The organism is Mailhella sp. (assembly GCF_057866825.1).
On record NZ_DBMAHT010000037.1, the window covers coordinates 1 to 18529 of the forward strand.

Below are 18529 nucleotides of genomic sequence, written 5' to 3' on the forward strand. Positions count from 1 at the left end.
CACCCTGTAGAGGCCGGGAAAGCTCAGGCGTCATCGCCTCGCCTGCGCCGTTCATCTCTTCAGGGCGCCTTGCCCCGCCTCACCGTGCGCTGATCGGGGCCTCCGGGCTCTTTCGCCGCGCCTTTTCCCGCACCCGGCGGCGGGCCCGGAGCGGTCTCCTCACGCATGCCCGCCGGACCCTCCGCGCCAGAAAACGACGTCAGCGCCTCCGCAGCCCCGCGTCAGATTTTCTGACCATCGTCGGCGGACGCTGCCCCGAACGCCGGATCCGACGCCTCGACGCCGCCCATGATTTTCTGAAAGCGGAAATACTCGTCCATGCCCGGCAGGGGCAGGCCGTCCGGGCACAGCGGCGCCTCCACATCGGGATCCCGATGATGAGCATTGAAAAATTCCACAATGTGAAATCCGCACCTGTTCACGTAAAAATGAATGTTGCGCTTTTCAAAGTACGGCGTCACGGTTTCCCAAACCTTCGTCTGCGGATACATGGCTTCTATGGCCCGCCAGGCGGCCAGCCCCAGCCCCCTGCCGTGAAAGGCCGGAGAAATGAAGAAAAGCTCCAGAGCGTTGCATCCGCTTTTCTCATCTATCCTGACCACCGCGCCTCCAACGCGCTCCTCGTTCCGAACAATATGGTATACCTGCGCTCCGGGCGCGCGGAACGAAGCCCACACATCCTCATCCGGAGGTATGGGGCCATAATTCCGCGGCCCGAACGCTTCGCGCACGGCAGGCGCAAAGGCTTCCTGCAACGCCCTTGCCACGTCGTGCAGCTCTTCCGAAGCAGCCCTGACCAGACGCACGTTTCCGTTCTCCGACATGCTCGATTCCTCCTTGAAAAGACAGACGCTGCATGAAGCCGAACCGAAAGTCAAACCGACCGGGAACGCCTGTTCCCGCCGCGCGTTTTCCCTCACCGCACGGAAGGCCCGGAGCTCTCGCACCTGACGCATGCCCAGCGCCGCCGCCCCCGCCAGCAGCACGCCGAAGTCTTCTCCGCGTCCGCCTCGCCGAAGACGGACTTTCGGGCAGCTTCCGCTCGCCGAATCCCTGCTGAGCCCTGCCGGGTGACGCGCCCGCTTTGCAGGCTTGAAGCGCAAGACGCCTGCCCCTTTTCCACGCAACAGCGTGCGCAGCCTTTTCCTCGCCTCCGCCGCTCCCCGGTTTTCCGCGCACCGCTCATCAGCGCACCCGAATGCCACCCGGTCCTTCGCGCCGCCTTCCCGGCCTCTCCGACGCCCCCCGGACTTCCCGGATATGGGCGACGACGCGTCTGTTTTCGGGCAGGTTGTGCCCGTGGACACAGCCTTTGCGCCCGTTTTTTCCTACGGTTCTTCCGCTGCCGGACAACAATCCGGCCGGAGGAATCATGACCAGCGTATTGAAAAAAATGCGCGGAGGCGGAGAAACGCCGCCCCGCGTCTGCGGAAAGGAAATTCTGCTCTCCTGGTTCGGAAGCTGCCTTTCCATCGCCCTTATCGCCCTGCTGGAGCGCTACGTAACCAGAAGCACGGGATTTCCCCTGCTCATCGGATCGTTCGGCGCGTCGGCGGTGCTCGCCTTCGGCGCCATCCAGAGCCCCCTGGCCCAGCCCCGCAATCTGGTGGGCGGCCACTTCGTTTCCGCGCTCACCGGCGTCACCGTGGGCCTGCTCTTTCCCGACACCACATGGCTTGCCGCCTGCCTTGCCGTATCCACGGCCATCGCCGTCATGCTCATGACCGGAACCCTGCATCCGCCCGGAGGCGCCACGGCCCTCATCGCCGTGACCGGCGGCGAAGGCATCCGTCAGCTCGGCTACTGGTACGCGCTGGTTCCCTGCCTTACCGGAGCCTGCATCATGCTGTTCATCGCCCTCATCGTGAACAACATTCCCCATTCACGCCGCTATCCCCTCTACTGGTGGTGACGCCCTCCTCTTTTCCCCCCCGTGGCGAGCGTTATGATAATGGCATAACGCCCCGGCTGCGGATACAAAATTGTTTCCTCTTCGCCAACCCCTGCAACAGACTCCTCTGCGGCCATAGTCGTCCGCAGGGGAGTCTTTTTATTGATATATATCCGTACCAAAAATTTCGATCATGATAGAAAAATCTTTTCTTTCAAGTACGTTACGCATGTCGGCACGACTTTTGCATAAAAGGAAGGCATCCTTCATCCTCAACAGAAAAGAGGATTTCCATGATCAAAAGTTTACTGTATGCTTCCTGCATGACCCTGTTACTTTCTTCATCCGCCATGGCTGCTTCCCCTATTTTTGAAAAGAGCATTCCCGAGCTTGAAGCGCAGATGCGCGACGGTTCCCTGACTTCCGAACAGCTCACCCGCTACTATCTGCGCCGCATCCAGGTGTACGACGGCTGCCTCAACTCCATGATCACCGTCAACCCCGCCGCCCTTGAGGTCGCCAGACAGAAGGACGCCGAAAGAGCCTCCGGCAAGGCCGTCGGTCCGCTGCACGGCATTCCCATCGTGCTCAAGGACAACTACGACACCAGCGACATGAAGACCACCAGCGGCGCGCTGGCCTTCAAGGATCTGCAACCGAACCGCGACGCCTTCACCGTGCAGAAGCTCCGCGAGGCCGGAGCCGTCATCATCGGCAAGGCCAACCTCACGGAACTGGCCAACCACGGCATGACCGTCAGCTCCATGGGCGGTCAGACCCTCAACCCCTACGATCTCACGCGCACGCCCGGCGGCTCCTCCGGCGGCACCGGCGCAGCCGTGGCCGCCAACTTCGCCACGGCCGGAACCGGTTCCGACACGGTGAACTCCATCCGTTCGCCATCGAGCGCCAACAGCCTGGTGGGCATACGTCCCACGCGCGGCCTCGTCAGCCGCACGGGCATTTCTCCCTGCTCGGAATTTCAGGATCAGGGCGGCCCCATCGCCTGCAGCGTGACCGACGCCGCCATTCTGCTCGGCGTCATGGCCGGTTATGATCCCGCCGACGCCTCCACCGCCGTCATGAAGGACAAAAAGATTCCCGACTACACCCGCGCCCTCAGCGGCAACGCCGTCAAGGGCAAAAAAATCGCCCTTCTCGCCACCAATCTCGGCCACGATCCCGACGTGCGCCGCGTCATGGAAGCCGCCGTCAACGACTTCAAGGCACTCGGCGCCGAAGTGATGACCGTGGACATTCCCGAACTTCGGGTTTCCGATCTCATCAAGAACAACGACGTGCAGCGCTGGGAACAGAGCATTTCGCTCGACAACTATCTGAAGGAACTCGGCAAGGCCGCTCCCGTCAAGAATACGAAGGAATACGTGGCCACGGGCCTGATCACGCCCTCCGTGGCCAGGGACATGGCCGCCAAGGCCGCCGAAGTCAATCCGGCCGACAACCCGGAATACAGGGCCCGTCTTGCCAAAAACGCCCGTCTGCATGACTTTGTCGTGAAGTACATGGCCGACCACCACATCGACGCCTTCCTGTATCCGCTGCAGTCCATCCTCGTGGTGCAGACCAACGACAAGCGCGGTCAGGCCGAACGCAACGGTCTCATGGCTTCCGTCACCGGACTGCCCGCCATCACGCTGCCCGGCGGATTCTCCTCCGTCACGCCCACCGCGCCCGAAGGCGTGCCCGTCGGCGTGGAACTCATGGGCGCTCCCTTCAGCGAAGAGCTTCTCATAGGCATGGGCTATGCCTACGAACAGGCCACCAAACACCGCAAGGCGCCGGTTGCCTTCCCTGATCTGGACTTCTCCTCCGTATCCGTGGACTAGCGCCGCGGCGACACGCAGGCTGCCCTCATGACAAACGCAAAGAGCCGACCCAAAGGTCGGCTCTTTTTCATGCACGGTGATCCGCGGGGCTACTTCATCCAGGGCAGCATGTTGTACAGGCACACGGCAATAAGGCCGCCGATCATGGGGCCGACGAGCGGCACCACGGCGTAATCCCAGTGCGAGCTTCCCTTGCCGAGAATGGGCAGCACGGTGTGTGCGAGGCGCGGCCCGAGGTCGCGGGCGGGATTGATGGCGTAGCCGGTGAGTCCGCCGAGGCTCATGCCGATGGACACGATGATGCCGAACACCAGAATGTAGTTCACGCCGCCGGGCATGTTGGGCACCTGATTGAGGCCCAGAATGGCGAAGACGAGCACGAAGGTGCCGATGATTTCACTGAGCATGTTGCGGAAACGGTTGGGAACCGCGGGCGAAGTGCAGAACACGCCGCGCTTGATGTTGGGATCGTCGGTGGCGTCGAACTGGTCCTTGAACAGCGCATACACGAGGCATGCGCCGACAAAGGCTCCGGCCATCTGCGCGATGCAGTAGCCGGGCACCATGCTCCAGCTGAAATAGCCGCCCGCGGCCAGAGCCACGGTGAGCGCGGGATTGAAGTGCGCGCCGGACGCCGCGCCGAAGGTGAACGCCGGAAGCATGACCGCCAGACCCCAGGCAAAGGTTATCTGCACGGCTCCGGCGCCCTTCATGCCGGACCTGTTCAGATTGACGTTGGCCACAACGCCGTCACCGAGAAGAATCAGAATCATTGTTCCAAAAAATTCAGCAAGATACGGCATAAGAAGCTCACAAACAGGGTTTCAGGATGAATGAAGAGGAGGAATTCTTTCTCGGTATGACAAGGGGAAAGAACGCCCCGCGCCATGAACAAGGGACGAAAACGGAGACCCGGGTCGTTTTCTGCTTTCGGCCGGGAGGGACAGGCCTTGCGGCCTGCCCTCTCGACCAAAGACGCCCGTTCAGCATCCGTGTCGTTTCAGAATGGGAAAGGAGAGACTAGTCCTCTTCGCGGGCCCAGTCGTAGGCGCACTTCACGGCCTTCTTCCAGCCGCGCACCTTCTTGTCGCGCTCCACGCGGGTGATCTTGGGGCCGAACACCTTGTCGCTGGCCCAGTTGCGGATGACGTCTTCCTTGTTCTTCCAGTAGCCCACGGCCAGACCGGCCAGATACGCCGCGCCCATGGCCGTGGTTTCCACGCACACGGGGCGGTTGACGGGAGCCTGGTTGATGTCGGCCTGCATCTGCATGAGCAGATCGTTGGCGGAAGCGCCGCCGTCCACCTTGAGGGCGGTCATCTTGATGCCGGAATCGGCTTCCATGGCTCCCAGCACCTCATAGGTCTGATAGGCCAGAGATTCCAGCGTGGCGCGGATGATGTGATAGCGGTTCACGCCGCGGGTCAGACCCACGATGGCTCCGCGGGCGTAGGGATCCCAGTGCGGCGCTCCCAGACCGGTGAAGGCGGGCACCACATAGCAGCCGTTGGTGTCGCTCACCTTGTTGGCAAAGTATTCGGAATCGGAAGCCGCATCCAGGACGCGCAGCTGATCGCGCAGCCACTGGATGGCCGAACCCGCCACGAAAATGGAGCCTTCCAGCGCGTAGTTGACCTTGCCGTCCAGGCCCCAGGCGATGGTGGTGACCAGTCCGTTCTTGGAGAAGATGGGCTTCTCGCCGGTGTTCATGAGCATGAAGCAGCCCGTGCCGTAGGTGTTCTTGGCCTCGCCGGGCTCAAAGCAGGTCTGACCGAAGAGCGCGGCCTGCTGATCGCCCGCCGCGCCAGCAATGGGAATCGCCCCGCCGAAGAGTTCCTGCACGGTTTCACCGTACACGCAGCTCGACGGACGGGCCTCGGGAAGCATGCACGCAGGAATGCCCATCTCGGCCATGATTTCCTCGTCCCACTTCAGGTCGACGATGTTGAACAGCATGGTGCGCGCGGCGTTGGAGTAGTCGGTAATATGCACCTTGCCGCCGGTGAGCTTCCAGATGAGCCAGGTTTCCACGGTGCCGAAGAGCAGCTGTCCGGCTTCGGCCTTTTCGCGGGCGCCGGGCACGTTTTCCAGAATCCAGCGGATCTTCGTGCCGGAAAAATACGGATCAATGACAAGGCCCGTCTTGGCGCGGAAGGACTCGGTGAGACCCTTGGCGCGCAGGCTGTCGCAATATTCGGCGGTGCGGCGGTCCTGCCACACGATGGCGTGACTGATGGGCTCTCCCGTTTCCTTGTCCCACACTATGGTGGTCTCGCGCTGGTTGGTGATGCCTATGGCGGCAATATCCTCGGCGGTGGCATCTATTTTCGCCAGGGCTTCGGCCGCCACGGCATACTGGGTGAGCCATATTTCCATGGCGTCATGCTCAACCCAGCCCGGATGCGGGAAATACTGGGTGAACTCCTTCTGCGCGACGCTGCAGGTCTCCCCTTTCTCGTTGAACAGGATGCAGCGGTTCGACGTGGTACCCGCATCCAATGCCATGATATACTTGGCCATGTCCAAATTCCTCCTTTCCGATACTGTACGGTCGACGTGCGGCCCTTCTATTCATGATAAAGACCAAAATGCCAATAATACATGAAAAATACTGCTGTTTCTCTGAAAAATCACGAACGCCAAAACCTCGTTTCTACAGACAAATCAGGCTCCGCATTCCCCGTCATTCAACTGTTAGTGTTATCTCTATAATACAAATATTTCATGAAAATGGCAATCAATTAACAATTATGACAAGACTACCTTCATGCGGATACGTTTTATTGACGCGTCATTAAAGAACAAAAAGCAAAACATGTTCGACAGATAAATAAAAACTTACGCCAAAGCGCAAAAAAAGAGCCCCTTCCCGAAGGAAGAGGCCCGAGTTATTTTCTCTGCAAAGCGACTGCGTTCAGAGCACCTGATTCAAAAACTGCTGAAGGCGCGGATGCTGCGGACGTTCAAAGATGTCTTCCGGCGAACCAACTTCAAGAATCTGCCCCTTGTCCATGAACACCACCACGTCGGCCACGGTGCGGGCAAAGCCCATTTCGTGGGTGACGCATATCATGGTCATGCCGTCGCGGGCGAGGTTCACCATGACGTCCAGCACTTCGCCCACCATTTCGGGATCAAGCGCCGAGGTGGGCTCGTCGAAGAGCATGAGTTCCGGCTGCATGGCGAGCGCGCGGGCTATGGCCACGCGCTGCTGCTGACCGCCCGAGAGCATGGCGGGATACACGTTCGCCTTGTCGCTGATGCCCACCTTGTTGAGCAGCGAGAGGGCGAGTTCCTCGGCGTCCTTTCTGGACATGCCGCGCAGCTTGCACGGAGCCATGGTGAGGTTCTGCAGCACGGTCTTGTGCGGGAACAGATTGAACTGCTGGAACACCATGCCCAGATTCTGACGTATCTTGTTGATGTCGTTGTTCGGATCGTTGACGTCGATGCCGTCCACGGCGATGAGTCCGCTGTTTATCTCCTCAAGTCTGTTGATGGAGCGCAGCAGGGTGGACTTGCCGGAACCGGACGGGCCGATGATGACCACGCGCTGGCCCTGCCACACGTGCAGGGAGACGTCCTGGAGCGCGGGCAGTTCGCCAAAGAACTTCCACACGTGTTCGATGCGGATGATGGGCTCCGCATTATTTGCGTTTGTCATAGTAGTTCAGCCTGGATTCCAGAATGCTGACCGCCTTGGAAAGCAGCAGCGTGATGATGAGATAAATCAGCGCGATGACGGTGTAGGTCTCAAAGTACAGATAGCTCTTGGCGGCAAAGCTGCGGCCGAACTGCATGAGGTCGGGCATGGCCATGACGGAAACCAGCGAGGTATCCTTGAGCATGGCGATGCATTCGTTGCCCACGGGCGGCACGATGGTGCGCAGCGCCTGCGGCAGCACCACGAACATCATGGTCTGCACCTTGTTGAAGCCCAGCGAACGCGAGGCCTCGGTCTGTCCCTTGGGCACGGCCATGATGCCGGCCCTGAACACTTCGCCCATGTACGCGCCGTAGCAGAAGCTGATGGCGATGACGGCGGAGGTGAGTCCGCTCACCTGCAAAAACTTCGCGAGCGCGTAGTAGATGTAGAAAATCTGCACGAGCAGCGGAATGCCGCGGATGATTTCCACATACGTGGACGCGATCAGGTTGATGACGCGATTGTGCGAAAGCCTGCCGAGACCGGTGATGAGTCCGAGAGGAATGGCGCAGACGATGGAAAGAATGGTCACCTCGAAGGTGACGACCAGTCCGCCCGGCAGAAAGCGCAGGATTTCCAGATACGGATCGGGCCAGAGCGTACACAGCACGGTCAGCACGACCACCGCGCCCACCAGAGACAGGGACCAGGCGTTGACGATCCCGCCCTTCTCGGAATCGGGCAGCACGAGGCCGCCCGCCGGAACTTCTATCTTTCCCTCCGGGGCCATGCCGGCCGGAAGACCGTTTTCTTCATTCTCACGCATGATTCACAATATCCCGAACTGAAAGTGAACGTCTCCCGCGAGACGACCTATTCGCCCATCCACTTGCGGATGATCTCGGCTTCAATGCCCTTGGCGCGCACGGCTTCAATGCCCTTGTTCAGGCGCTCCACCAGATCCTTGCGGTTCTTGCTCACCACGAAGCCGAAGGATTCCGTGGCTTCGGTGCGGAAGGCCACGGTCAGCTGATCGGAAAAGCCTTCCTTCTGGTTGGCGTAGTACAGCGCCACGGGAGAGTCGCAGACCACGGCGTCGATGCGGGAGTTGAGGAGGTCCTGCATGGCAAGACCCACGTTGTCGTATTCGCGGATGGTCATCTTCACGCCGCTCTTCTGCGCCACGAAAATGCCGGTGGTGCCTATCTGGCCGCCGATCACCTTGCCCGCAAGGTCGGCAAAGCCCGACGCGGAGTCGCCCTTGCGCAGCACGACGATCTGCCGCACGTCGTAGTAGGGCACGGTGAAGGCAAAGGCGCGCTGGCGTTCCGGCGTGATGGTCACGGCGGAAGCGATGACGTCGTAGTTGCCTGCGGCGATGCCGGCGAAAATGCCGTCCCAGGCGGTCATTTTGAATTCGGCTTCCATGCCGGCCTCGGCGGCAACGGCCTTGAACATGTCCACGTCGTAGCCGATGATGTTCTTGTTGTCGTCAAGAAATTCCATGGGGGGCCACTCGGGATTGGTGGCGACAACGAGCTTTTCCGCGGCCATGGCGGAAGAGCACAGCAGTGCGGGCAGCAGAAGAGCGCACAGAAGACGACGAAGCATGGCGACTCCTTTCGGGCAAAAGGTACAGAAAAAAGGCTGAATGCTCAGCCTGCCTCATGTTCCTGCCGGTCGCGCTTGAAAAGACGCCTGCCGCCGGCACGGGAATCAAACATATAATCCTTGTCACTATGAAGGATAGGGGGGCGACATGTCAAGAAAGGTTCGTTGTCCGCCATCGCTTCTGCGCCCCCGTACGCCCCCCAAAAGAGAGCGCCGCGCCGCCGCTTGCTCATCTCGGGCCCACTTTTCGATTTTTCACGGACAACATTTCGGATTAATAGTCTTTTTTCATCCTGCGCGCGGCAATGACGAGCGGAGAAATCCGACAGCGCTCCGCTCTTTTCCGCCCGGCTTCGGAAGCAGAAAAACAATACAAAAAAGTTTTGCGCCCCGTTTTTCCCCGCAACGCGGACGCCGGCCGCTTCGCCCTCTTCCGCCCCGGCGCAGCGACGCCCCAACGCGCCGGGGCCGCCCTGCCTTGCGGCAAAGCGGCCCCGGATCATGTTGCTGTGATCGAAGTCTATTCCAGACCCATCTTGCGGGCAATGCTCTGGGCGGCGCGACGGCCCGCGCCCATGGCCAGAATGACGGTGGCCGCGCCGGTCACGATGTCGCCGCCGGCGTACACGTTGGGAATGGAGGTTTCGCCGTTCTCATCCACGGCGATGTAGCCGCGATCCGTGAGCTTGAGGCCGGGCGTGCAGTCCAGCATGAGCGGATTGGAGCGCGTGCCGAGCGCCACGATGGCGAGGTCGGTTTCCTGAATGAAGTTCTGTCCTTCCACGGGACGGGGACGGCGACGGCCGGAAGCGTCGGGTTCGCCGAGTTCCATGCGCTGCAGTTCCACGCCGGTGAGGTGATTTTCCTCGTCGGTGATGAAGCGCACGGGCGCGGCCAGTTCCAGCAGCTTCACGCCCTCTTCGAGCGCGTGTTCGATTTCCTCGCCGCGGGCGGGCATTTCCGCGCGGGTGCGGCGGTACACGATGTGAACGCTTTCCGCGCCGAGGCGCAGCGCGGTACGGGCGGCGTCCATGGCCACGTTGCCCGCGCCGAACACGGTGACGTGTTTGCCGGGAGCCACGGGCGTGTCATAGGCCGGGAAGGAATGCGCACGGCCCAGGTTCACGCGGGTGAGGTATTCGTTGGCCGAGAACACGCCGATGCAGTTCTCGCCGGGAACGCCCAGAAAATGCGGCAGACCCGCGCCCACGCCGATGAACACGGCGTCGTAGCCCTGCTTGAGCAGACCGTCCACGGTGACGGTGCGGCCGCCCACGTAGTTCAGGCGGATGTCCACGTCCATGGCGCGCAGGGCGTCGAGTTCGTGAGCCACCACGTCCTTGGGCAGACGGAAGGCCGGAATGCCGTAAATGAGCACGCCGCCGGCCTCGTGCAGACCTTCAAACATGGTGACGTCCACGCCGAGACGGGCCAGATAGCCCGCGCAGGTGACGGACGAGGGGCCGGAGCCGATGCACGCCACGCGGCGGCCGACCTTCTTGATTTCGGGAGCCTTTTCGGCGGAGGCGTGGTCGGCCACGAAGCGTTCCAGACGGCCGATGGCCACGGGCTGCCCCTTCTTGCCGAGAATGCACTTGCCTTCGCACTGCTTTTCCTGAGGGCACACGCGGCCGCACACGGCGGGCAGGCTGCTGGACTTGTGAATGATGCGGCTCGCTTCGTCGATGTCGCCCTTCACCACTTCGGCGATGAAGTCGGGAATGGCGATGTCCACGGGGCATCCGGTGCGGCACATGGGCTTCTTGCACTGCAGGCAGCGGGTGGCTTCTTCATGGGCCATCTCGGCGGTGTAGCCGAGGGCCACTTCATTGAAATTCCTGATGCGTTCCTCGGGAGCCTGGCAGGGCATATCATGACGGGGAATCTTCGCCCCGCGGGTGACTTCCTGACTCATGACTAGGCCTCCTTCTTTTCAAAACAGTTGCAGCGATGATGCTCGCGGGCCACGGCTTCCTGAGAACGGAACGAACCGAGACGGCTGCGCAGTTCCGCAAAATCCACCTTGTGACCGTCGAATTCGGGACCGTCCACGCAGGTGAACTTCATTTCGCCGCCCACGGTCACGCGGCAGGCGCCGCACATGCCGAGGCCGTCCACCATGAGGGAGTTGAGGCTCACGGTGGTGGGCACGTTGTAGCCGCGGGTGAGATCCGCCACGGCCTGCATCATGGGCACCGGGCCCACGGCCACCACTTCGGCGATGTTGCCGCCCTCGCTGTCGAGGCGGTTGCGGACAAGATCGGTCACGATGCCCTTCTGGCCTTCGGAACCGTCGTCCGTGGAAACAAGCACTTCGTCGCAGAACAGGGAGAGTTCCTTTTCAAAGAGCAGAAGATCCTTGTTGCGCGCGCCGATGCAGGCAATGACGTAGTTGCCGGCCTCGTGATGGCCCTTGGCAATGTGATGCATGGCGGCCACGCCCGTGCCGCCGCCCACGCAGATGACCTTCTTCGGCGCTTCAAAGCGCTGAATGTTGGTCGCGCGGCCGAGCGGTCCGCAAACGTCGTGGATGTACTGCCCTTCTTCGAGTTCCTCAAGCATCTGGGTGGAGCGGCCGAGCACCAGATACACGATGGTGATGGTGCCGTGTTCCTTGTCGGTGTCGGCAATGGTCAGCGGGAAACGCTCGCCCTTCTCATCCACGCGGAGAATGACGAAATGACCCGGACGGGCCGTGGCGGCGATCTGCGGAGCGTCCAGCACGAGCTTGCTGGTGCGCCCGGGAATCAGCTTTTCCTTATGCAGAATTTTCGTGGGCATAAAACCTCCATGCCTCCTTGTGCTTGTAGAGAAACAGCTTCAGCGCCGAAGCGACAGACGCAACCGTCGTATCCGGACGGATGCGGCGGGCATTGATCGTCCGGATGCGCAGAAGAATGCTGGTGTCGTGAAACGTTCTAAAGCCTTTCCCACTATCCTTAGAAGCAAATCGACATCGCGTCAATGCCCAAACCGCATCACAAGAGAAAGAAGGACTGCAATTTCGCTTGTGAAAACAATCCATTGACAATGATGTTTCTGTTCATCCGCGGGAAGATACAGGATTTCTCCCCACGTGGGGATGCCCTACCAGCGGACGGAAGGCCTGACGTTCCGCGTCGTATTCCAGAAGCTCGCCGCTCTGCAGGTCGAAGTACCAGCCGTGCAGGGAAAGGCGGCCTTCCTCCACCGCGCTTTTCACCCACGGAAAGGTCATCAGGTTGTCCAGAGAAAGGCGCACGTTCCACAGTTCGCAGGCGCGGGCCCTGTCGGCGTCGCACGCGCCGGGCATGGCTTCGTCCACCTTTTCCAGGGCGTGACGCGCCACGTCCACCCACGGGCCTATGAATTCGTCGCGGTCTTCGTCGCCGCCGCCCGACACCAGCGCGTGAATGCCGCCGCAGCAGGCGTGCCCCATGATGATGACGTCCTGCACCTTGAGGTGCTTGACCGCGTATTCGAGCGCGGCGGAAACGCCGTGCCTGCCGCCGTCGGGCGCGTAGGGCGGCACCAGATTGGCCACGTTGCGCACCACGAAGAGATCGCCGGGACGACAGTCGGTGAGCAGCACGGGGTCGACCCGGGAATCACAGCAGGCGATGACGAGCGCGAGCGGATTCTGCCCCTCGCGCAGAGACTCGAACAGGGGTTCGTCGGGATGATACCAGCGATATTGAAAACGACGGAAGCCGGAAGTAAGCCGGAGAAGCACAGGATGCTGCGGATGCGCGCGCCGCGCGCGGATGATGTGAAACGACATGAATCCCTCGAAATAAGCATGAAATGTGATGCAGAGTGTAGCCGCAGCGGGCTTATCAGACAAGAGCCTGAGTCTGCCTCTTGACAGCGCGTGAAAGATTTCGTAAGGAGAAAGGGACGCAAAGGGGAGTAACTGGGATCGTGAGTCCCGGGCAATGTCAACAGCATGGAGCGAGAGCTTCTGGCATTGCCGTCAGCCCGTACGAGTCTGATAAGTGAGACCTTGCGGCAATAGTGATATTGCCGGAAGGTCTTTTTTGTATCTTCCGGCAGAAAGAAAACTCTGGAGGATACAACATGTTCGGACACTCTCTCGTAGAGGTGGGCGTCTTCTCCCTGGTGATCATCGCGTGCATGTGGCTTGATCTGCGCTCCCACAACGACGACAAGCCCGTCACCGCGCGCAATGCGGCCATCTGGTCCGCGATATGGATTTCCCTCGCCTTCGCCTTTGCCGGCTACATCGGCTGGAACGAAGGCACTTCGCAGATGCAGCTTTTCATCGCCGGCTATCTGCTGGAAGAATCCCTTTCCGTGGACAACCTCTTCGTGATGATGGCCATCTTCACTTCCTTCGGCATCAAGGACGCCTATCAGCACCGCGTGCTGTTCTACGGCATTCTGGGCGCGGTGGTCATGCGCCTGCTCTTCGTGGCCGCGGGCAGCTCCCTCATCAAGATGTTCGGCCCCTACGCGCTGGCGGGCTTCGGCGTGTTCGTGCTCTGGACGGCCTGGAAGATGTTCCAGTCCCTCGGCAAGGACCACGACGAAGACATCGACTATTCGCAGCACTGGGCCGTGCGCTGGACGCAGAAGTTCATTCCCGTCTATACGCACCTGCACGGCCACGACTTCTTCGTGCGCACCGATGAAAACGGCCACGCCGTGGAAGCGCCCAAGAAGCACGTGGAAGGCAGCACCGTCAAGCTGGCGGAAAAGCCCGTGGGCAAGATCATCTGGAGAGCCACGCCGCTGTTCCTGTGCCTGGTGGTCATCGAAATTTCCGACATCATGTTCGCGTTCGACTCCGTGCCTGCAGTGCTCGCCATCACGCCCGATCCCTTCATCGTGTACACCAGCAACATCTTCGCCATTCTCGGCCTGCGGTCCATGTTCTTCCTGCTGGCCGCCGCCAAGCGCTACCTGCGCCATCTGGAAAAGTCCGTCATCGCCATTCTGGCCTTCATCGGCGCCAAGATGCTGCTCGACGTGGCCGGCGTGATTCATCTGCCCGCCATGATTTCGCTGAGCGTGGTGGTCGGCTTCCTGGCCCTGGGCATTCTGGCCTCCTTCCTGCCCGAAAAGAAGGCCTGATCCTTTTCTTCCGGAACGCCGCCTTCTCTCTCCCCGGACATCCGGCTGCGCGGCGTTCCGGGTCGGGTCGACTCCGGGCCCGACATTGCGGCGGCGCGTCATGCGCCGCCTTTTTTTGCGCCCGGCGCACGGCACGAGCCTCAGTCCGGACTGCGTATTTTGCACACTGCCGAGCCCGAAGGGCTTCCCCTTTCCGAAAATCCTTTGACCGAACACGGCCCGCCCGGAGCGGTCAAGAGCCTGAAACGGCCCTCGCCTGATCGTCCGTCCAGTGTGCGCAGAGGCGCGGGACGGCATCCGGCGGGCAACCACGAGGCGCGTCGGAAGCGCACGCCGCCGGCACGAGCCGTCCCCCTTCTTCCTTTCAAACGCGCCCCTGCATCTTGGGCGGAGCAGACGAACGCGCCGGGGGCCACACTCCTGCACCCGGGAATAAACGTCGCCTCAGCACAGACGCCGTGCCACGAAAAAATATCTCTCTCATTCCCCGAAATCCGTGCCGCAAAAAACGCGCCGAGCTTCAAAGTCTGCGCCACGAAAAAAACGTCGCCTCATGCCCCGAAGCCTGCACCTCGGGGAAACGACGCCCTGTTCCAGACCCGAATCCTTTTCGAGGACAAGCTCACGGCGCGTCGGCGATGTACGCCGCTGACTCAAACCGTCCCCGCCCCCGCTTCGTCCAAAAATCCGCCCTGCCTCGAAGGACGTGTCTCGGAGAGTGCGACTCCGTTCCAAGACTTCGCACGCACATGCTCAGAGAAGCCGTGCCGTCCGGCATCCGCACGCAGTTCCGCGAAAAGACTGCTCCCCGCTGCCCGAAGGCGGGGGGACGAGGCATCGCTGCCCCTCTGCCTGCCGACCGAAAAACGACATGCCCTGCCCATGCCTTTGCCTTCCGCCGTCGCGAAGGCTCCGCCCTCCGGCCGCCTCGCTTCTCCTGCCCGCCGCGCTTCGCAAAAGGCGAGCCCGCCTGCCGAATCTCAGCTTTCAGCGCAGAACAAACGACGCGTGCCACAACTCCCGCCTGAGCCGGGCGCAAAAAACGCCTTGCTGCTGCTTCCCCCTTCGGAAGTTTCTCTTCACAAGGCGGGGCCGTTCTCCGTCCCGGAGCCAGTCTCCCGGAAAAGCGCTGCCCTTCGTGCTTACCCTGCCCTGAAAAAAGCCTGAGCGCGGCTGCAGAGGCCGTTTTTGCAACGGATCGCCTTCCCTCCCGATTCCGGCAAAAAGCCCCGCACAGCGCCGGAAAACGGCCTTTGCGGCCTGCTTCCGAATTTCCCCGCAGCTTCCGTTCTCACGAACGCTCCGGGCATCGAGGGCCTCCGCAGCTTCCGCGCCTGCACAGCGTCCGCATGCCTGCCCGACTTCTGCATTCCACTCGGCTTCTGCGTTCCGACTCGGCTTCTGCATTCCGACTCGGCTTCTGCATTCCTGCACAGTTTTCACATTCCGACTCGACTTCTGCATCCCGGCGCAACTTCTCCCTTCCAGAACAGTGTCCACATTCCGCAACCCCGCTCAAGCGCCGCCTTTGCGAAACCGTCATCCCGCCCCCGCTCCGATGCCCTTCCGCTTCCGGAGCCGTTGCGCCCCGACGCCCCTTCGTCCGGTTTTTAAAAAGAAAAAGCCCCCTCGAAAGGGGGCCCTTTTCCTGAACGAGAATCAGTTTTCCCACTTACCCTTCACGTAGCGGGGCAGTTCGGTAAGCTTGCGCACCTTCACGCAGCGGAACTGACCGCTGGTGGCTTCCTTGCGGGTCTTGCCCGCGCTTTCAAAGGTGAGCTCGTTGTAGGAAAGCGTGGCAACATAGTCAAAGTGCTTGCTGTTGCTCTTGCGCATCTGCGTCGTAATCGTCTGCAGATCAATTTCCGTAAACGTGGCCACATACATGCCGCCGCGCTTGACGATCTGAGGACGCGCACGATTGACCGACATGCGCTTGTTGGCGCTGCTGACGTACTGACGGGCAAACGTGTTCAGATCGGCCTGAATCTTGGATTCGTTGACGGCAAAGGAACTGCACGGCGAAGCAAGAAGAAGGCCGCAGACCAGCACACCCATCCAACACTTACGAAACATCAATGAAACTCCGCTATTGAGAGAGGCCCGGCAAGATGCCGGGCCTCTCGTCATGTTGATTCAGCGATTAGTTGAAGAGAATTTCCACGCGACGGTTCAGGTAACGGCCTTCTTCGGTGGAGTTGTCGTACTTGAAGGACTTGCCCATGCCGATGGCAGAGAGCTTGGAAGCAGGCACGCCCTGTTCCACCAGGTACGCCTTAACCGCGTTGGCGCGATTCTGAGACAGCTTCTTGTTGTAGGCGTCGGTGCCGATGGAGTCGGTCCAGCCTTCGAGGGTCACGCGAACGTTCTTTTCCTTGAGCACAGCGGCGGCTTCGTCGAGGATGCCCTGAGCCTTGGCGTCAAGAGCGTAGGAGTCGAAGGCGAAGTTCACGCCGTGCAGCACGAGGGCTTCTTCCACGGGGGCGGCGCCGGTGGTGTAGAACACGTCGGCCACGAACTGGTTCACGGCGTTCTGATCGGCCAGCAGGTCGGCGCCCTTCACGGACACGGAGCAGGAGTTCAGAGCGGCGATCTTGTCGAGCACGGCCTGACCTTCGGGAGTGTCGGCGAAGGAAATCACGTGGAAGCAGATGCCGGGCTGAGCCTGATAGATGGCGGCAGCTTCGGCAACAGGATCAATACCGGTGTTGTTGGCACCGTCGGAAGCGAGCACGATGGCGGTAGGACGAGCCATGGTGGCGTAGTCGCCGGAGTTGGCGGCAAAGCCGTCGCCCATGGGGGTCATACGGCCGAAGATGACGCCTTCGGTCTTGAGGGTGTCAATGCCGGCAGCCATGGCGGAACGATCCCAGTCGCCGTAGGAGACAACCTTGCCGGCGGGAGCAAGGGTGTGCATGGAAGCCTTGTATCCGAGGTTCGGAATGGCTTCGTTCACAGCAGCGAGAACCTGCTGAGCGGCGGCGGCCTTGGTCATCTTCAGGTCGGGAGCCTGCATCATCATGGAACCGGACTGGTCGGCGAGCAGATCGAAGCTGTCCACCTTGCGGACCATATCAGCGGCCTGGGCAGCAGAGGCAATCCCCATCACCAGAGCCGCAGCAACCAGCGCATTACGAAACACTTTCATGGAATCCTCCATTACTTAAAAATGTTATGGCAAACTCGGATGTCCTATCTCTATCAGAGCCCTTTACCGCAGGCAAGTAGAAAAAAGGCGAAAGAGTTAACCTCTCTCGCCTTTTCAAGCAATCGTCTAAGCGACTAAAGCGTGAAGTGTACGACTTACACGCAGCCGGTGGGCTTGGGCAGGCCGGCCATCTTGCAGGCGCCCTTGCCGGGGCCGGAGGGGAACAGTTCGTAGATTTCCTTCAGCTTGTAGCCGGTGTTCTTGGACATGATACGCACCATGGGGGCGATACCATTCTTCTTGTAGTAGTCCTGCAGGAAATCGATAACCTTATGATGATCGGCGGTGAGTTCCGGAATACCTTCAGATTCCTTCACGTATTCCAGCCATTCAGGGCACCAGTCTTCGAAGCGAAGCAGGAAACCGTCTTCGTCGACTTCAAAGGTCTTTCCCTGGAAAGAAACTTCAGCCATGCGCGTCCTCCTTGGACATGTTGGGACTGTGGGGAAATTGCCTGCGTAAGGCGCAGACTCACATACATACAAAAAAGGAAAAAATGACGTTCCTTCTGTTCAGGGAGCCTGCCACAAATATGGGGAAATGACAAGCCCTGCCGGCTATTCTTTTTGCCTGATGGGCAAAACCTCTCCGGGGTCTCATCCCTTGCGCCGGAACAGAAGAACCGCCGGAAAAGCCTTGTACAGGGTTTTGCGCCGGGACGCAAGTCCTTTCTCCGCCGGACGGAGCAAATCAAGGCTTTTCGCTCTCCCCTAGCGGGGCATGCAGCACTTCTTGTATTTCTTGCCGCTGCCGCAGGGGCAGGGATCATTGCGGCCGATCTTGGGGGTCTCGCGGCGAACGGGCTGCTTGGCGTACACGTTGCCTTCCACGTAGAACCATTCGTCGCCTTCCTTGCGGAAGAAGGCGTCTTCGCGCAGTTCCTGGGGCACGTTCTGCACGCTGTAGTGGGCGCTGAACTTCACTTCGCCGGTGGAATCGTTTTCGCCGCCTTCCACAGTTTCAATGATGTCGAGACCTTCCCAGGTCATCATGGAAGACCATTCCTTGATTTCGTCGGCAGAGGCGTCTTCGCGGAACTCGGGATGCGTGGTGTCGGTAAGGAACTGATACTTGCCCAGGCAATGCGCCGTGTAGCGGGCGCGCATGAGGGCTTCGGCCGTGGGGGCCTTGGCCTTTCCGTCGATATACTGGCCGCAGCAGGCGTCCAGCTCAAGGCCGGAGCCACAGGGACAAAGACTCATAACTTATCCTCCAAAAGGGTTTGCGCGCAGTGTGCCCGCATTTTATTTCAT

Annotated in this window: 16 protein-coding genes; 3 read left to right on the top strand and 13 right to left on the bottom strand. The window is 60.6% G+C overall.

The annotated features are described in order from the left end of the window. Positions 1-221 precede the first annotated feature (221 nt). Positions 222-824, bottom strand: coding sequence for a GNAT family N-acetyltransferase (locus ACZM96_RS05360; protein ID WP_489487811.1), 603 nt, complete (start codon positions 822-824; stop codon positions 222-224). A 548-nt stretch (positions 825-1372) separates the two neighbouring features. Between ACZM96_RS05360 and ACZM96_RS05365 the strand changes: the two genes are divergently transcribed. Continuing rightward, entirely contained in the window at positions 1373-1912 is a 540-nt protein-coding gene (locus ACZM96_RS05365) for an HPP family protein (RefSeq protein WP_489487812.1), read from the top strand. Positions 1913-2184: 272 nt separating this feature from the next. Continuing rightward, complete coding sequence (locus ACZM96_RS05370; protein WP_489487813.1) at positions 2185-3738, top strand: amidase family protein; 1554 nt, start codon at positions 2185-2187, stop codon at positions 3736-3738. Between the two features lie 89 nt (positions 3739-3827). Here ACZM96_RS05370 and ACZM96_RS05375 read toward each other — a convergent pair whose 3' ends face one another. The 8 genes from ACZM96_RS05375 to ACZM96_RS05410 form a co-directional block, all read right to left on the bottom strand. After that, positions 3828-4541: an MIP/aquaporin family protein gene (locus ACZM96_RS05375; RefSeq protein WP_489487814.1), complete on the bottom strand. Its 714-nt coding sequence runs from the start codon at positions 4539-4541 to the stop codon at positions 3828-3830. A 217-nt stretch (positions 4542-4758) separates the two neighbouring features. After that, the gene (gene glpK, locus ACZM96_RS05380) at positions 4759-6258 is read right to left on the bottom strand and encodes a glycerol kinase GlpK (protein WP_489487815.1); all 1500 of its coding nucleotides are present in this window, start codon (positions 6256-6258) and stop codon (positions 4759-4761) included. Positions 6259-6652: 394 nt separating this feature from the next. Beyond that, positions 6653-7402: an amino acid ABC transporter ATP-binding protein gene (locus ACZM96_RS05385; RefSeq protein WP_489487816.1), complete on the bottom strand. Its 750-nt coding sequence runs from the start codon at positions 7400-7402 to the stop codon at positions 6653-6655. Next, the gene (locus tag ACZM96_RS05390) at positions 7386-8210 is read right to left on the bottom strand and encodes an amino acid ABC transporter permease (protein WP_489487817.1); all 825 of its coding nucleotides are present in this window, start codon (positions 8208-8210) and stop codon (positions 7386-7388) included. Before ACZM96_RS05390 ends, ACZM96_RS05385 begins: the two co-directional genes overlap by 17 nt. 47 nt (positions 8211-8257) lie before the next feature. Continuing rightward, positions 8258-8995, bottom strand: a complete 738-nt coding sequence (locus ACZM96_RS05395; RefSeq protein ID WP_489487818.1) for a basic amino acid ABC transporter substrate-binding protein — start codon at positions 8993-8995, stop codon at positions 8258-8260. A gap of 520 nt (positions 8996-9515) precedes the next feature. Then, complete coding sequence (gene gltA / locus ACZM96_RS05400) at positions 9516-10910, bottom strand: NADPH-dependent glutamate synthase (RefSeq protein ID WP_489487819.1); 1395 nt, start codon at positions 10908-10910, stop codon at positions 9516-9518. A gap of 2 nt (positions 10911-10912) precedes the next feature. Further along, positions 10913-11776, bottom strand: a complete 864-nt coding sequence (locus tag ACZM96_RS05405; RefSeq protein WP_294487819.1) for a sulfide/dihydroorotate dehydrogenase-like FAD/NAD-binding protein — start codon at positions 11774-11776, stop codon at positions 10913-10915. A gap of 262 nt (positions 11777-12038) precedes the next feature. Continuing rightward, on the bottom strand, positions 12039-12755 hold the full coding sequence (locus tag ACZM96_RS05410) for a carbonic anhydrase (RefSeq protein WP_489487820.1): 717 nt from the start codon (positions 12753-12755) through the stop codon (positions 12039-12041). Between the two features lie 296 nt (positions 12756-13051). Here ACZM96_RS05410 and ACZM96_RS05415 point away from each other — a divergent pair, with 296 nt between their 5' ends. Next, positions 13052-14068 carry a TerC family protein gene (locus ACZM96_RS05415; protein WP_489487821.1) on the top strand — a complete coding sequence of 339 codons (1017 nt, stop codon included), beginning with the start codon at positions 13052-13054 and terminating at the stop codon, positions 14066-14068. 1659 nt (positions 14069-15727) lie between these two features. Here the strand turns inward: ACZM96_RS05415 and ACZM96_RS05420 are convergent. From ACZM96_RS05420 to ACZM96_RS05435, 4 genes are all read right to left on the bottom strand, one after another. Further along, positions 15728-16144 carry a hypothetical protein gene (locus ACZM96_RS05420; RefSeq protein ID WP_489487822.1) on the bottom strand — a complete coding sequence of 139 codons (417 nt, stop codon included), beginning with the start codon at positions 16142-16144 and terminating at the stop codon, positions 15728-15730. Between the two features lie 67 nt (positions 16145-16211). Further along, on the bottom strand, positions 16212-17216 hold the full coding sequence (locus ACZM96_RS05425; protein ID WP_489487823.1) for an OmpA family protein: 1005 nt from the start codon (positions 17214-17216) through the stop codon (positions 16212-16214). 155 nt (positions 17217-17371) lie between these two features. Further along, the gene (locus ACZM96_RS05430; RefSeq protein WP_294446216.1) at positions 17372-17689 is read right to left on the bottom strand and encodes a TusE/DsrC/DsvC family sulfur relay protein; all 318 of its coding nucleotides are present in this window, start codon (positions 17687-17689) and stop codon (positions 17372-17374) included. A 297-nt stretch (positions 17690-17986) separates the two neighbouring features. Then, positions 17987-18478 (bottom strand): YchJ family protein, encoded by a 492-nt coding sequence (locus ACZM96_RS05435; RefSeq protein WP_346665972.1) that lies wholly within the window; start codon positions 18476-18478, stop codon positions 17987-17989. Between the last annotated feature and the right edge of the window lie 51 nt (positions 18479-18529).